Here is a 14,525-nt window from a genome sequence, read left to right on the forward strand (position 1 = left end):
GCCCGGATTGCTGTAGATCAAGGCGGCGTGTCTTTTCCGGTGGCAGGATGGCTCCAGAAACCAGTTGGAGGATAGGATGATGCGTAATCTGTCTGTGTTTGCCCTGTTTGCGAGCCCGTCTGTTGCTGCTGCCCAGTCCTATGGCGGGCATATGTCTGGCTGGGATGGGGGCTATGGCGTTGGCATGATGTTCGGGCCGGTTCTGTGGCTGTTGGTTCTGGGCTTGGTCGTGGCCGGGGTTGTCTGGTTCGTGCGCCAGACAAGCGGGGGCGATGGCGGGCATAAGGGTTCAGGGGCGAAGGCCGAACTTGACCTGCGTTTTGCCCGCGGTGAGATCGACGCCGAGGATTACGCCGCACGCAAGAAGCTGTTGAACAGCTAGGTCTGCGGTTCTAGTCGCCTTGAAACCGGCGTCGGGCTTCTTGTTCGATGTCCAGCCGCAATTGCAGATCGGCCAGCGTTTTCAAGGCGGCAGCGCGGTCTGCCGGGTCTGTCAGGGTCGGCAAAGATTTGGTCAGGTCTTCGATTGCCTTTCGCAATTCGATCTCTCGGGGCAGGGCGCCTGCCTCGGCCATGATGCGGAAGCCGATGGCATCGGCGCTGCCATCGGGCTGATCGGAGAGCGGCTTGCCTGCGCCTTTCAGATTGTCGAACTGGCCTTCGGCCTGCGCCTTGCGGATTTGGTGTTCGGCGAGATTGGATAGTTTCATCGCGGTTGCCTCAACGCTTGTCCCAATGCGATTGGACCAATGGCGCGAGTGTCGCACGGGTTTGCCTGCGGGTCGAGATGGCAGAGACGAGCGATCAGGCGGCTTCGGCCAGCAGCAAAAGGGCGACACCGGCCAAGAGAATGGCGATGCCAAGGTTCTCGCGGCGGGTTGTGGCTTGGCCAAAGGCGATGCGGGCGACGATCAGCGCCATCGGCACCTCGACCAAGGCGAGGGTGCGGACATTGGCGGCCGAGGTCAGCGCGAAGGCGATGAACCAGAAGGCCGAGGCCAAGGCGCCTAGGAAGCCGGCGGCGAGCGAGGGGCGCCAGTGCTGAAAGCTGCCGGTCAGTCCGGGGCGGTCGCGGAAGACAAGCCAAAGGCCGAGGGCCAAGGACTGGATCGCGAGGGCGAGGGTCAGGGTGGTCAGGGCTCGGATCAGGAAGCCGCCTTCGGGCAGGGCGGTGATGCCGCCGCGAAAGCCGATGGCCGCAAGGCCGAAGAGAAAGCCTGCCAGAAGTCCAAGAAGGGCTGGGCGGGTTTCGCGCAGGATGTCTGTCCCAACCCCCGGTTTCAGCGTGGTAATCAGGACGCCTGTGATGGCAATGGCGATGGCCGCCAGCATTGGCAGGGTCAGCGGGTCGCCCAGCAATGCCCAGCCGACAAAGGCCACCAATACGGGTTCGCTTTTGAGCCAAGCGGTGGTGATGCCAAAGCCTTGGCTGCGCATGACCAGCAGCATCAGCGCCGTGCCGCCTATTTGGGCCAAGGCGCCGATGGCGGTGTAGAGAATTACCGGGAGCGTGGGGCGGGGGATGGGCGTGTTCAGCCAGACCGCGGCTGCGAGCAGGAACGCCACAGCAAAAGGCAGGCCAAACAGAAAGCGGACATTCGTCGCGCCAAGCGTTCCGATTTGTGCGGTCAGGCCGCGCTGGGCGGCGTTGCGTCCGGTCTGGGCCGCTGCACCTGCGATGGCGGCCCAGATCCAGAGCGACATCAGGCGCCTCGAACGGTGTCGATCATCAGCTTGACGTTCTCGGGGTCGGCATCGGGGGTGATGCCGTGACCGAGGTTGAAGATATGCGGGCCGCCCCGGAAGGCATTGACCACGCGACGGGTGGCGTCGATCAGGTCTTGGCCGCCGGTCACCATATGGGTGGGCGACAGGTTGCCCTGCACGCAGCCGTCTTTCTGCACGTTTTCCGCCGCCCATTCGGGGGTGACGGAATTGTCGATCGCCACGCAATCGGCGCCAGTTTTCTTGGCAAAGCCGATATAGCCGTTTCCGGCCTCACGCGGGAAGGCGATGATCGGCAGACCCGGATGACGGGACTTTAGTTCGGCGATGATGCGGGCGGCGGGTTTCACCGCGAAATCTTCAAAATCCTGACCTTTCAGCGAGCCTGCCCATGAATCGAAAAGCTTGACCACCTCGGCCCCGGCTTTGACCTGTTCGGAAAGGTATTCGACAGTGGCTTCGCTGATGCGGTCGATCAGGGCCGAAAAGGCGGCGCGGTCGGTGTCTTTGAACTTGTGTGCCGGGGCTTGGTCCGGCGTGCCGCGACCCGCGACCATATAGGTGGCGACGGTCCAAGGTGCCCCGGCAAAGCCGATGAGCGTGGTTTCCTTGGGCAGTTCGCGCGACAGGATGCGGACGGTTTCATAGATGGGCGACAGCGTGTCGTGGATGGCCGAGCTGGGCTTTAGCGCCTTGACCTGTTCGGCGGTGGTGGTGGTTTCCATCCGCGGGCCTTCGCCCGTTTCGAACCACAGTTTCGGACCCAAAGCCTGCGGCAAAAGCAGGATGTCGGCAAAAAGGATTGCCGCGTCAAAACCATAGCGGCGGATCGGTTGAAGCGTGACCTCGGCCGCAAGTTCGGGATTGTAGCAAAGCGAGAGGAAATCGCCCGCCTGCGCGCGGGTGGCGCGGTATTCGGGCAGGTAGCGGCCAGCCTGACGCATCATCCAGATCGGCGGAGTTGGAAGGGTTTCGCCCGCCAAGGCGCGCAGGATGGTTTTCTGGGTCATTGGGCATGCTCCTTTGTGTCGCATGGGTCGGCTGTGGGGGCGGCAATGTCAAGTGTTGTCACCCCTTTGGGGTGGCTGTATGGCTTGGGACATGATGAAGCAGCTTCCCTCGCCCGACGCTCCGCTGAAGATTGGCACCCGTGGTTCTCCGCTGGCCTTGTGGCAGGCGCATGAGGTGCGGCGCAGCCTGATGGTGGCCTTTGACCTGCCGGAAGCCGCGTTCGAGATCGTGGTGATCAAGGTTACGGGTGACCAGATCCTAGACAAGGCGCTGAAAGAGATCGGCGGCAAGGGCCTGTTCACGCGAGAGATTGAAGAGGCCCTGCTGGATGGCGGCATTGATATTGCCGTGCATTCCATGAAGGACATGCCGACGGTCCAGCCCGAGGGGCTGATCCTGGATTGCTATTTGCCACGCGAAGATGTGCGCGATGCCTTTGTGTCGCCCAATGTGGCGCGGCTGGCGGATTTGCCGGAAGGGTCCGTTGTCGGGTCTTCCAGTTTGCGGCGGCGGGCGCAGTTGCGGCTGCGGCGGCCCGACCTGCGGCTGGTCGAGTTCCGGGGCAATGTGCAGACCCGGATGAAGAAGTTGGAAGACGGCGTGGCGGTGGCGACGTTCCTTGCCATGGCGGGCTTGAACCGGTTGGGCATGGCGCATGTGGCGCGCTCGGCCATCGCGCCGGAAGAGATGCTGCCCGCTGTGGCGCAAGGCGCGATTGGCGTAGAGCGGCGGATTTCGGATGACCGTGTGGCGGCGATGCTGGCCGCGATCCACGACCGCGACACCGGGTTGCGGCTGGGGGCCGAGCGGGCGTTCCTGAAGCGGCTGGACGGGTCTTGCGAGACGCCGATTGCGGGGCTTGCCGAAATCACGGGCGGAACGATCCGGCTGCGCGGCGAAATCTTGCGCCCGGACGGGTCGGAATCGATTACCGGAGAAAAGACCGGCTTGATTGACGAAGCCCCGGCTTTGGGTGAGGCCTTGGCCGACGAGTTGTTGGCCCGCGCGCCCAAGGGCTTCTTTGACTGGCGCTAGTCCCTGCTTTGCCATAAATCGGCGCAATGGTTGATCCTGCCCCCTTGAATGACCACGAGGCCGCGTTGGTGGCCGAAGCCCTGCGTGCGAACCGCAAGCGGGTGCAGAAGGTCATTGGCTATGGCGGGCGGACCTTGTGGATTAAGCGGGTTGAACGGCTGTCTTGGCTGGGTCGGCTTCAAAAGGGCAATCCTGTTGCAGCGTTTCAGGCTGAGCGCGTGGCGATCCGGGGGCTGGAGGCGATTGGCCAGCCGGTTCCGGTGATCTTGCAGGAGGGGCCAGAGCATCTGGTGATGGCCGATGCGGGGGGCAATCTGCACAATCTGCTTTTGAAAAAGCGGATCGGGGATGACGATGCCCGCGTGGCCTTTGCCGAAGTTGGTCGGGTTCTGGCGCGGCTGCATCGCGAGGGTTATGTGCATGGCCGCCCGGTGTTGCGGGATTTCTGCTGGGATGGGTCGCGGGTCACGATGATTGACCTAGAGCGGTTCGAACTGCGTCGCAGGCGGGTGCGGACGCAGGCGCTGGATCTGGTGATCTTCATTCAGGGCTGGTTTTCACGGCGGGATGCCGATGATAATGAGGCCGCGCTTTTGGATGTTGCGATGCAGGCCTATCGGGCGGAGGCCCCTGCGGGGCCGTGGTCGGCGATTGGCAAATGGGTTCGAATGTTGAACCCGCTGCGCCCGGTTTTGCGGCTTGCTCTGCGCCTGCGCCCCGAATGGCGCGAGGTGCAAGCAGCGCTTTGGACACTGGATTACCTGGCGGATCACGCTTAGAGCGTTTTGCGTTTAAGTTGACTCTGAATTCGAACCAATTTCGTTCGAGTTCCGATACTTGAGTAATCAACAAAAACGCGAAACGCTTTAGGCGGTGGCGATGGCAAACGGGCGGCGGTAGTCCAGCCACCACAGCGCAAGCGCCCCGGTCAGGGCAAAGCCGCCACCAATCAGCACCACCAGCCAATAGCCGCCGAACGCTGTGCCAATGGTGAAGGCGAGGGCAGCGAAGATGTCGCCTACCAGCTTTTGCAAGGCCATCAGGGCGGCGGCGGTGCCGGGTTGGCTGGCCAAGAGGTCTTGGTAATAGGAAATTGGCAGGATCAGCATGGCGGTGCCGCCAAAGCCCGCGACAAAGGTCATGGCCCAGATCGCCGGGGTTGGGGCGAGATAGGGCATGAAGACAAGGTGGCAGATATAGATTGCGGTGCCGATCACGATGAGCCGAGCGCGGGGCAGGTGGCCAAGGTAACGTGGCAAGAGCAGCATGAAAGGCACTTCCCAACCGGCAACGAGACCAACATACAGCGCGACATCGGCTGTGCTGCGACCGGACGCTTCTTCGAACACGAGCGAGATGACGACCATGTAAAGGACGCCTGACGAGATCACCGCGCCGAGACAGAGAAGGCGCAGCGAAACGGTGGGGCGGGCCAGTTGCGCGAGGGCCTTGGAGAGTTTGAGGCCCGAGGGTTTGTCGGCCCATGTGGTTTGGCCGTCGCGCGGCCAAGAGGTCAGGATCAGGACGACAAGGCCAAGGCTGGCGAGCCCGCCAGTGATGTAGATGGCCATCACGTCAGTTCCGGCGGCAAAGGCGAAGGTCCAGAAAATGAGCATGGCCAGAAAAGTGACCGACATGGACGACCGCACCGTGGCCTGAATACCTTCGCGTTGAGTTGGGTGCGCGAATGAGGCAAGGCGATTCAGCGCGAAGGCTTGGCCGAAGAGCGAGCCAGCGACGGGCATCAAGAGGCCATTGGCGATGATGAAGGTCAGAGGGCTGGGCCAGATCAGCATGAGCGCGACGCCCGCAAAGCCAAAGCAGGCGGTGATCAGGGCAATCTGGCGGCGGTTGGCCTTTTGGTCGGTCAGGATGCCGACATAGACGGCGGTGGTGACACCGATGGCCGAGGCCAGCACCATGACGGCGGCAAAGGCATTGTGGGAAAGCCCGATGCGCTCGATCCCGATCAGCGATTGATAGGGGAAGATCGAAGCATTGAAGACCCCCATCAGGCCGATGATCCCGGCCAACATGCGAAAGACCGGGGTTGCAAGCACAAGCTTGAGGGCTGTCATGGTTTGAGGCTTTCGGGAACGACTTTGCCGGGGTTCATCAGGTTTTGCGGATCAAGCGCCGACTTGATCGACCGCATCACATCCATTGCGATGGGGGATTTGCGCCGCGCCATCGAGGGCTTTTTCGACAGGCCGACGCCATGTTCAGCGGAAAAGCTGCCGTTCAACTCGGCGACCACATCTTCGACCAGCTCAACGATCTTGTCGTAATGGGTGGCCGAGTATTTTTCTGGTGTGGGGAAGATGGTGACATGGAGGTTGCCATCGCCCAGATGGGCCACGATCAGCGTTGTGGCGCCCGGGTCGATTGCTGGCAGGCGGGAGTGGAAGCGGGTCAGGAAATCCTCGGCCCGGTCCAGCGGCACCGCGATATCGGTATCGACGAAGGGTTTCACAGCAAAGGTAATTTCGGCAGCACTTTCGCGGCGCGCCCACATGGCGCGGCGTTGGCTGTGGTTATGGGCCAACACGGCATCGGTGATCAGGCCCTGTTCCATGAGATCGGCAAGGGTGGATTCCAAGAGATCGGTCAGAGGCACGGTGCCATCGGGTTGAACCGTGGTCAGGCCGGGCGCCGTGGCGCCAAGCTCGGTCAGGATGGTGATGGCGGGGATGTGGTCAAAGGGCAGGCCAAGGTCGGGCCGGACCTGTTGCAGGCGCTGCATGAAGGTGTCGGGCATGAACTCAAAAGCCTCGACCAGACCGCCAGTCGCCTCTTGCAGACGGTTCAGAAGGGTCAGAGCGTCGGGCAGGCTGCGGACGGCCAAGGTGGCCGTGGCATAGGCGCGGGGGGCAGGAACCAGCTTCATCACAGCGGCGGTGATGATGCCCAAGGTGCCTTCGGCGCCGATGAACAGGTCTTTCAGGTCATAACCCGAGTTGTCCTTGTGAAGCTCGGACATCAGGTTCAGCACCCGGCCATCGGCAAGGACGACTTCCAGCCCAAGGCAAAGCGCCCGGGTGGAGCCGTAGCGAAGGACGTTGGAGCCGCCGGCATTGGTGGAGAGAACCCCGCCAATCATGGCCGAACCGCGTGCGCCGAACCAAAGCGGGAAATACAGGCCCTCGGCTTCGGCCGCGTCATGCAGACTGGAGAGGATCACGCCGGCCTCGACCTGCGCGGTGCGGGCCATTGGGTTGATCTTGCGGATGCGGTTCATCCGCTCAAGGCTGATCATCAGCCCGCCTTCGGTGAAGGTCCCGCCTGTCAGGCCAGTGTTGCCAGAGATCGGGATGATGGCTGTGCCATGCTGTGCGGCAAGGCGAACGCAGGCTGCGACCTCCTCGGTATTGGCGGGGCGCACGACGGCCAGCGGTTTGGCGGTGTATTTGCCGGTCCAGTCATGGGAATGGCGATCGGTGTCGGTTCCGGTCAGAACATGGGCGGCACCAACAACGTTGGTCAGGTCGGCAATCAGGGTCATCGGCAATTCCTCGGTCTGCGAAAGGAGTGGACCCTTTGGCGTTTTGCCGCAAGGGAAAGAATGTGATGGATACAGCGATTTCAGGGCGGCTTGACGGGCGCGTCGATGGCGGTAATAGTTAGCAAGTGTTCTAACTATTGGGTGAAATATGGTTTTGGGTCTGTTGCGTTCCGCTTCTGTTGTGTTGTGCCTTTCGGTTGCGACTTTTGTCAGTGCACAAGAGTTGGAGCCGCCGGTTGCGGGGGCTTACAAACTTGATCTCGGACATACGCGCTTGCTGTTCCGGGTCAGCCATTTGGGCTTTTCGAATTACACCGCGTTGTTCACCGATGTTGCCGGGGATCTGGCCTTTGATCCTGATGCGCCGGAGGCCATGAAGGTCAGCGCCGTGGTCAAGGCCGGTTCGCTGGAGACGCATTATCCGGACCCAAGTCTGGATTTCAACGGGGTTATCACGGGGGCGGAGTTTCTGGATGCGGCGCAGTTTCCCGAGATCACCTTTGTCTCAACCGGGGTGGTGCTGACCGGGGAAAAGACTGCCGATGTAACCGGCGATCTGACGCTGCATGGGGTGACAAAGCCGATTGTGCTGAAGGTCAGCTATAACGGCGGTTGGGCGGATATGCCCTTGGATGTGGGCGCACGGATCGGCTTTTCGGCGGTGGGGGAATTCAACCGATCGGACTTTGGGGTTGGCTTTGGTGTGCCTGCGCCGGGCAGCACAATGGGGGTCAGCGACCGCGTCGAAGTGATTTTGGAGGCCGAATTCACCAAGGCGCGGCCCGAGTGATTACCTGACCTGTGCCGCAAGTTCCACGATTTTTGGGGCCAGATTACCGACGATGACTTTCACCCCTTCGGCATTGGGGTGAATGCCATCGGGCTGCATATAGGGTTGAAGCTGAGCCGGATCATTCGCATCGGGCACCAGAAGGCCGAAATAGCTGTCGATGTGCAGAGCGCCATATTTGGCGGCGAGGTCCGGGTAAAGGCGGTCAAAACTGTCCTTGTACTCTGGCCCGAAATTGCCCGGTGCCTTCATGCCAACCAGAAGCACGGGGAGATTGCGGGCCTGCGCCTCTTTCAGGATGCCTTCAATGGCGGCACGCGTGGCTTCTGGCGGGATGCCGCGCAACAGGTCGTTGCCGCCAAGGATGACCATCATCGCCTGAATCGAGCCGTCCAGTGCCCAGCCAAGCCGCGACAGGCCCCCGGTCGACGTATCGCCCGACACACCCGCATTCATCACGGTGATCTCGGCCCCGTTTTCGGCCATCCATGCGTTCAGTTGCGGGACCAGACCCTCTTGATCCATCAGCCCGTAACCGGCTGTCAGGCTGTCCCCAAGCGCCAAAACACGCACCGGTTCCGCAAAAGCGCCGGAAACTGGTAACGCCAGCGTGAAGACAAGGTTGCGGGCAAGGCGCATTGCGCCATATCCGAAGGTAGACAGGAAAAGGGACAGGTTCATGGATCAGACAGTTCTGGCTTTGACAGGGGCGAAATTGACCTTGGCAGGGAATGCCGGCCCGGTCGAGATCCTGAAAGGCATCGACCTTGACGTGAAGCGCGGGGAAACGCTGGGGCTGATCGGTCCTTCGGGTTCGGGCAAGTCGTCGCTCCTGATGTTGATGGGCGGGCTGGAACGGGCTACCGGCGGATCAGTCACGGCACTGGGCCAAGACATGACGGCGATGGACGAGGACCAGCTTGCCCGCTTTCGTAGAGGGAATATGGGGGTTGTGTTTCAGTCTTTCCACCTGATCCCGACAATGACTGCCTTGGAAAACGTGGCGGTGCCCTTGGAATTGGCGGGTGTTGCCGATGCTTTCGCGCGGGCCGAAGCGGAATTAACCGCAGTGGGCCTTGGATCGCGGATGAACCATTACCCGACGCAACTATCTGGCGGGGAACAGCAGCGTGTGGCCTTGGCGCGCGCCGCCGCGCCGCGACCTGCGATCCTGTTGGCCGACGAACCCACGGGCAATCTGGACGGCGTGAACGGGCAGGCGATCATGGACTTGCTGTTTGGCCTGCGGGATCAGCATGGCGCTACCTTGGTTCTGGTCACGCATGCGCCGGAACTGGCCGAGCGTTGTGACCGCGTGGTGCGGCTGGCGGATGGTCGGATTGTGGGCGAAGACCGGGCCAAGAAGGCGGCTGCGGAATGAGCGATCTGTCTTTGGCATGGCGGCTGGCCCGCCGCGAATTGCGGGGCGGCCTGAAGGGCTTTCGCATCTTTTTGGCCTGTCTGGCGCTTGGTGTCATGGCAATTGCCGCGGTGGGCATGGTGCGTGCTGCCATCGAGGCGGGCCTGAAGGATCAGGGGGCCATTCTTCTGGGCGGGGACGCGCAGATGGAATTCACCTATCGCTTCGCTGATGAGACTGAGCGGGCCTATATGGACCAGATTGCCACGGCGGTTTCAGAGGTCGTTGACTTCCGGTCAATGGCCGTTGTGGGTGATGACACGGCGCTCACGCAGGTGAAGGCAGTGGATGCGGCTTATCCGTTGCTGGGCAAGGTCGAGTTGGAACCGGCGATGACGCTGGCCGAGGCTTTCGCACCCGTCGGTGGGGTGCCGGGGGCCGTGTTGGACCGCGTGTTGGTGGATCGGCTTGGTTTGTCGCTTGGCGACAGTTTCCGACTGGGCCTGCAAGAGTTCCGTCTGGCAGCGGTTCTGGTCCGGGAGCCCGATAGCGCGACGCAGGGCTTTACCCTAGGCCCGCGCAGCATGGTTTTGACCAAGGATCTGGCGCAATCGGGGTTGGTTGGGCCGGGGTCTTTATATGAAACTGAGTATCGGCTGCTGCTGCCGGTCGGCAGCGATCTGGCGCAGGTCGCGGCCGCGGCCGAGGAGCGGTTCACCGATAAGGGAATGCGCTGGCAAGACAGCCGCCGCGCCACGCCGGGCGTCGAGCGGTTTGTCGATCGGATGGGGTCTTTCCTGATCCTTGTCGGGCTGGCAGGCCTAGCCGTTGGCGGGGTCGGTGTTTCGGCGGCTGTGCGGGCCTATCTGGATGGCAAGGTGGCTACGATTGCGACCCTGAAGACACTGGGTGCCGAGGGTGGAACGATTTTTCGCATCTACCTGCTGCAGATCGCGGTTCTTGCGGGCATTGGTGTGGTCATAGGTCTGGTTCTGGGGGCGGGGATACCCTTGCTGTTGGCACCGGTGATTTCGGCGGTTCTGCCTTTGCCCGTGGTCTTTGCGCCCTATCCGTTGCCCTTGATCGAGGCGGCGCTCTATGGGGTTTTGGTCGCCTTCCTTTTTACGCTTTGGCCTTTGGCGCGGACGCGGTCGGTGCGCGCGGCGGTGCTGTATCGCGGCGCAGGGCGAGAGGGCTGGGCCGGCTGGCCAGCGGCGATTGCGGTTGCGGTGCTGCTGGCGGTGCTGATTGGCGCGACCGTGTGGTTCTCGGGCGTGCCTGACCTTGCGCTTGGTTCTGCGGTTGGTGTTGCCGCAGCTTTGGCGGTTCTTGCGGCCGCGGCTTGGGCCTTGCGGCGTGGGGCGGGGCGTTTGGCGCGCATGCGCCTTGCCCGTGGGCGCGTTGGTTTGCGGCTGGCGCTGTCGGCAATTGGTGGACCAAGGGCCGAGGCGACCTCGGTTGTCTTGTCATTGGGTCTTGGGCTTTCGGTTCTGGCGGCAGTTGGGCAGATCGACGCCAACCTTCGGGCTGCTATTCAGACAGATTTGCCGGATAAGGCGCCATCGTTCTTCTTTGTCGATATTCAACCCGATCAGATTGACGCCTTTCTGGCCCGGACGCGGGAAGATACAGCCGTCAGCCGGGTGGACAGTGCGCCAATGTTGCGCGGCGTTGTGACCCAGATCAATGGCCGCAATGCCCGTGAAGTGGCCGGAGAACATTGGGTGGTGCGCGGCGACCGTGGCGTGACCTATGCGGCGGAGCCGGATGCTAGGACAACCGTGACGGCTGGCACGTGGTGGCCCGCCGATTATGTCGGGGAGCCGCAGGTCAGCTTTGCCGCAGAAGAGGCCGAGGAGATTGGCCTGAAGCTGGGTGATACGATCACGGTGAATATTCTGGGCCGCGATATTACGGCGACGATCACCAGTTTCCGCCAGGTGGATTTCTCCAGCGCCGGGATGGGGTTTGTGATGACCTTCAATCCCGCAGCCCTGCAGGGGGCGCCGCATACCCATATTGCGACTGTCTATGCAGAGCCGGAGGCCGAGGCGGCGATCTTGCGCGATATTTCGAAGACCATGCCGAATGTCACCGCGATCCGCGTGAAGGATGCGATCGACCGGGTGGCTGAGGCCTTGTCGGCGATTGCGACCGCGACGGCCTGGGCAGCGGCGGCAACGCTTTTGACCGGGGTCGTGGTCTTGGTCGGTGCGGCGGCGGCAGGCGAGCGGGCGCGGGTCTATGAGGCTTCGGTTCTGAAAGTTCTGGGTGCGACGCGGGGGCGGATCTTGGCGAGCTTTGCCCTGCGCTCTGCCCTGATGGGGGCGGCGGCTGGCGTGGTGGCGATCATTGCTGGGGGCATAGCGGGTTGGGCCGTGATGACCTTCGTGATGGAGGTGGACTATGTCTTTGAACCGATCTCGGCCATTGCCATCGTTCTGGGGGGATTGTTCGCCACGCTTATGGCTGGGCTGGTTTTCTCGCTGCGACCATTGTCGGCGCGGCCCTCGCAGATCCTGCGCTCAGCGGAATAGAAGCGGCAAGGCAGGGGGCTCTGCTCCCTGTCGCCCTTTGGCTGCCGCCAAAACGCTGACCCCCGGGATATTTGCGCCAAGATAAAGGGCTTAGGCGAGTCCGATCAGGCGGGGCAGGTCAGTCATGTCGGTGAAGGGGATTGCACCTTCATTCGCCAGACGGTCCGAAGGTGTCTGGGCGGCATAGCCAAAGCAGCGCATACCGGCAGCACGGGCGGCGCGGGCGCCGGTGGGGCTGTCTTCGACGACGATACAGTCTTTGGGCGAGAGGCCGAGTTGATGGGCCGCGTGGAGATAGAGGTCGGGCGCCGGTTTCGGGGCGCCGAGGGATTGGCCGGAATAGACGTGGCCGCGGAAGCGTTCGGTCAGGCCGGGGTGCTGGCCAAGGGTGACCTGCATTTTCTCCTCGCTGCCGTTGGAGCCGATGGCATAGAGGATATTGGCCTCGTCGAGGCGGTCGAGCAGATCGAGAATGCCAGGGACGAGCGGGGTGCCTGCGGCGAGATGGGCATAGAGGCGGCGGTAGAAGGTTTCGACCCAGGTGTCGGGCAGGGTTGCGCCCGAGGCGCGGGCGCGGCGGGCGACATCGGCCATGGTGCCGCCGATGTAGTCGCGCGCGATTACGTCACGGGTGAGGGGCAGGCCATGGGCGGCGAATTCCTCGACCAGAAGATCGAAGGTCATTTCCTCGCTGTCGACGACGACGCCGTCGCAATCGAAAAGTACGGCTTTGGGTGTCATGCGTCTTTGGGTCCGGTCGGGGTCAGGATGGTGACGACAGTATCGCCGTATTTGCGTTGGTCGAGCTGGTTGAAGCCAGCCGGGGCGAGGGGGGCGTTGCCTTCTTCCAAGACGATCAGGGCATCGGCGGTTAGCCAGTTGCCTTCGACGAGCGAGGCGAGGGCCTTTTCGCCAAGTCCCATGCCATAGGGCGGGTCGAGGAAGACCAGATCATAGCCCGCCCCGCGGTTCGGCCCCATGCGGGTGGCATCGCGGCGCCAGACATCGGTCTGGCCCATGGCCCGCATCAGTTCGATATTGCGGCGCAGAAGGGCGCGGGAAGTTGCGCCATCGTCGACGAAGGCCACGCGGGCCGCGCCGCGCGACAGCGCCTCGAGCCCCAAGGCGCCAGTTCCGGCAAAGAGATCAAGGACGCGGGCGCCTTCGACCGGGTTGCCGTAGCCGCCGTTCAGCAGAAGGTTGAAGATCGCTTCGCGGACGCGGTCGGTTGTCGGGCGCAGATGCGCCTTGGCGTCGCCTTCGCCCACGGGGGCAAGGTGAAGCCCGCGCGATCTGCCGCCGATGATCCTCACTTCAACAGCGCCTTGAGGTTGGTGGCCGGGTCGGCGATAGCGGTTGGATCGGGCGACTTGCCGGTTTCGATCAGGCGCTTGCCGACCATATAGGCACGGGCGTCGTTCATGGCGTCCAGAGCAAGAAGGGTGTTGCCGTGATAGTACCAGAAGGACACGGCCTCGCCCTCACCCTTGCGGGTGATGATACGGTCATAACCGGTGTTCAGGCCTGCGATCTGCAATTTGCAGTCATATTGGTCGGACCAGAACCACGGGGCGGCGATGTAGTCCTTGCCAGCACCCATGATGTTTTCGGCGACCACTTCGGCCTGATCAATGGCATTGCCGACAGCTTCAAGGCGCAAGCGGCCGCCCTTCCAGGGGAAAGAGGCGCAATCGCCTGCGGACCAGACATTGGCAGCAGAGGTGCGGCCCTTTGCGTCGGTGGCTATGCCGTTATCAAGCGCGATGCCGGCGGCTTCGGCGATGCCCGTGTTCGGGGTGATGCCCACGCCGACGATGATGAAATCGGCGGGGATTTCGCGGCCATCGGACAGGCGGGCGCCGGTGACGCGGGTCTCGCCCAGAAGGCGGTCAAGGCCGGTAGATTCCATGATCTTGACGCCGTGGCTGGCGTGCAGGTCGCGGAAATAGGTTGAGGTTTCTGGCGAGGCCACGCGTTGCAGGATGCGTGGGGCCATTTCCAGCACGGTCACGTCGAGGCCCAGCTTGGCGCCGACGGCGGCGGCTTCCAGCCCGATATAGCCGCCACCCACGATCACCACGCGACGGCCAGCGGTGAATTCGGCGCGCATGGCATCGACATCGGCCAAGGTGCGAACGGTATAGACGCCGGGAAGCTGGCCCCCGATGGCAGCGGGCAGGCGGCGAGGTGTGCTGCCGGTGGTCAGGGCAAGCGCATCATAAGGCAGTGTTTCGTCGCCGACGGTTACGGTTTGGGATACTGTGTCCAAGGAGGTGACGGGTGTGCCCAGCTTCAGAGTGATGTTCTGATCTGCCCAGAAGTCAGGGGCACGCAGCCAGAGGCGTTCAGCGTCCATCTCGCCCAACAGATAGGCCTTCGACAAAGGCGGGCGCTGATAGGGGGGGCTGGGTTCGTCACCGATCATGGTGATCGGCCCCTGATGGCCAAGGGCGCGCAGCTTGGCGGCCAGTGCTGCACCTGCCTGGCCTGCTCCGACGATGATCACCTGCATCTCGTTCTCCCTTTGCTTTGCGGGCCCAGTCAAATGCCTCTGGTCCCTGCCGC

The 14,525-nt window shown here is 62.7% G+C and carries 15 protein-coding genes; 6 read left to right on the forward strand and 9 right to left on the reverse strand.

The window, feature by feature from the left end; translation table 11 throughout:
* Window positions 1–79: 79 nt before the first annotated feature.
* On the forward strand, window positions 80–382 hold the full coding sequence (locus ACSBLW_RS15965; protein WP_435257588.1) for an SHOCT domain-containing protein: 303 nt from the start codon (window positions 80–82) through the stop codon (window positions 380–382).
* A gap of 10 nt (window positions 383–392) precedes the next feature.
* Here ACSBLW_RS15965 and ACSBLW_RS15970 read toward each other — a convergent pair whose 3' ends face one another.
* The 3 genes from ACSBLW_RS15970 to hemE form a co-directional block, all read right to left on the reverse strand.
* Window positions 393–710, reverse strand: a complete 318-nt coding sequence (locus ACSBLW_RS15970; RefSeq protein WP_435257589.1) for a DUF1992 domain-containing protein — start codon at window positions 708–710, stop codon at window positions 393–395.
* A gap of 94 nt (window positions 711–804) precedes the next feature.
* The gene (locus ACSBLW_RS15975) at window positions 805–1,704 is read right to left on the reverse strand and encodes an EamA family transporter (RefSeq protein WP_435257590.1); all 900 of its coding nucleotides are present in this window, start codon (window positions 1,702–1,704) and stop codon (window positions 805–807) included.
* On the reverse strand, window positions 1,704–2,735 hold the full coding sequence (hemE, locus tag ACSBLW_RS15980) for a uroporphyrinogen decarboxylase (RefSeq protein ID WP_435257591.1): 1,032 nt from the start codon (window positions 2,733–2,735) through the stop codon (window positions 1,704–1,706). The genes ACSBLW_RS15975 and hemE overlap by 1 nt, the downstream gene beginning before the upstream one ends.
* 91 nt (window positions 2,736–2,826) lie before the next feature.
* Between hemE and hemC the strand changes: the two genes are divergently transcribed.
* Window positions 2,827–3,771 (forward strand): hydroxymethylbilane synthase, encoded by a 945-nt coding sequence (hemC, locus tag ACSBLW_RS15985; RefSeq protein ID WP_435257592.1) that lies wholly within the window; start codon window positions 2,827–2,829, stop codon window positions 3,769–3,771.
* Between the two features lie 26 nt (window positions 3,772–3,797).
* A complete protein-coding gene (locus tag ACSBLW_RS15990) occupies window positions 3,798–4,550 on the forward strand; it encodes a hypothetical protein (RefSeq protein WP_435257593.1) in 753 nt (250 codons plus the stop codon).
* 87 nt (window positions 4,551–4,637) lie between these two features.
* On the opposite strand, the gene ACSBLW_RS15995 is transcribed toward ACSBLW_RS15990, so the two are convergent.
* Both ACSBLW_RS15995 and ACSBLW_RS16000 read right to left on the reverse strand, forming a co-directional pair.
* Window positions 4,638–5,849, reverse strand: coding sequence for a hypothetical protein (locus ACSBLW_RS15995; protein ID WP_435257594.1), 1,212 nt, complete (start codon window positions 5,847–5,849; stop codon window positions 4,638–4,640).
* Window positions 5,846–7,273, reverse strand: coding sequence for an FAD-binding oxidoreductase (locus ACSBLW_RS16000; RefSeq protein ID WP_435257595.1), 1,428 nt, complete (start codon window positions 7,271–7,273; stop codon window positions 5,846–5,848). The genes ACSBLW_RS15995 and ACSBLW_RS16000 overlap by 4 nt, the downstream gene beginning before the upstream one ends.
* A gap of 163 nt (window positions 7,274–7,436) precedes the next feature.
* Between ACSBLW_RS16000 and ACSBLW_RS16005 the strand changes: the two genes are divergently transcribed.
* Window positions 7,437–8,063 (forward strand): YceI family protein, encoded by a 627-nt coding sequence (locus tag ACSBLW_RS16005; RefSeq protein ID WP_435257596.1) that lies wholly within the window; start codon window positions 7,437–7,439, stop codon window positions 8,061–8,063.
* On the opposite strand, the gene ACSBLW_RS16010 is transcribed toward ACSBLW_RS16005, so the two are convergent.
* The gene (locus tag ACSBLW_RS16010; protein WP_435257597.1) at window positions 8,064–8,744 is read right to left on the reverse strand and encodes an arylesterase; all 681 of its coding nucleotides are present in this window, start codon (window positions 8,742–8,744) and stop codon (window positions 8,064–8,066) included.
* On the opposite strand from ACSBLW_RS16010, the gene ACSBLW_RS16015 reads away from it, so the two are divergent.
* On the forward strand, window positions 8,743–9,444 hold the full coding sequence (locus tag ACSBLW_RS16015) for an ABC transporter ATP-binding protein (protein ID WP_435257598.1): 702 nt from the start codon (window positions 8,743–8,745) through the stop codon (window positions 9,442–9,444). The two genes, ACSBLW_RS16010 and ACSBLW_RS16015, sit on opposite strands and share 2 nt — an antisense overlap.
* On the forward strand, window positions 9,441–11,960 hold the full coding sequence (locus ACSBLW_RS16020) for an ABC transporter permease (protein ID WP_435257599.1): 2,520 nt from the start codon (window positions 9,441–9,443) through the stop codon (window positions 11,958–11,960). The genes ACSBLW_RS16015 and ACSBLW_RS16020 overlap by 4 nt, the downstream gene beginning before the upstream one ends.
* A gap of 90 nt (window positions 11,961–12,050) precedes the next feature.
* Here ACSBLW_RS16020 and ACSBLW_RS16025 read toward each other — a convergent pair whose 3' ends face one another.
* Genes ACSBLW_RS16025 through ACSBLW_RS16035 form a run of 3 tightly spaced genes read right to left on the reverse strand, consistent with a single transcriptional unit; the run spans window position 12,051 to window position 14,472 of the window.
* Window positions 12,051–12,701, reverse strand: a complete 651-nt coding sequence (locus tag ACSBLW_RS16025; protein ID WP_435257600.1) for an HAD family hydrolase — start codon at window positions 12,699–12,701, stop codon at window positions 12,051–12,053.
* The gene (rsmD, locus tag ACSBLW_RS16030; protein WP_435257601.1) at window positions 12,698–13,273 is read right to left on the reverse strand and encodes a 16S rRNA (guanine(966)-N(2))-methyltransferase RsmD; all 576 of its coding nucleotides are present in this window, start codon (window positions 13,271–13,273) and stop codon (window positions 12,698–12,700) included. The genes ACSBLW_RS16025 and rsmD overlap by 4 nt, the downstream gene beginning before the upstream one ends.
* A complete protein-coding gene (locus ACSBLW_RS16035; protein WP_435257602.1) occupies window positions 13,270–14,472 on the reverse strand; it encodes an NAD(P)/FAD-dependent oxidoreductase in 1,203 nt (400 codons plus the stop codon). The genes rsmD and ACSBLW_RS16035 overlap by 4 nt, the downstream gene beginning before the upstream one ends.
* Window positions 14,473–14,525 lie beyond the last annotated feature (53 nt).

The organism is Thioclava sp. FR2, from assembly GCF_051200875.1.
Lineage (GTDB): Bacteria > Pseudomonadota > Alphaproteobacteria > Rhodobacterales > Rhodobacteraceae > Pseudotabrizicola.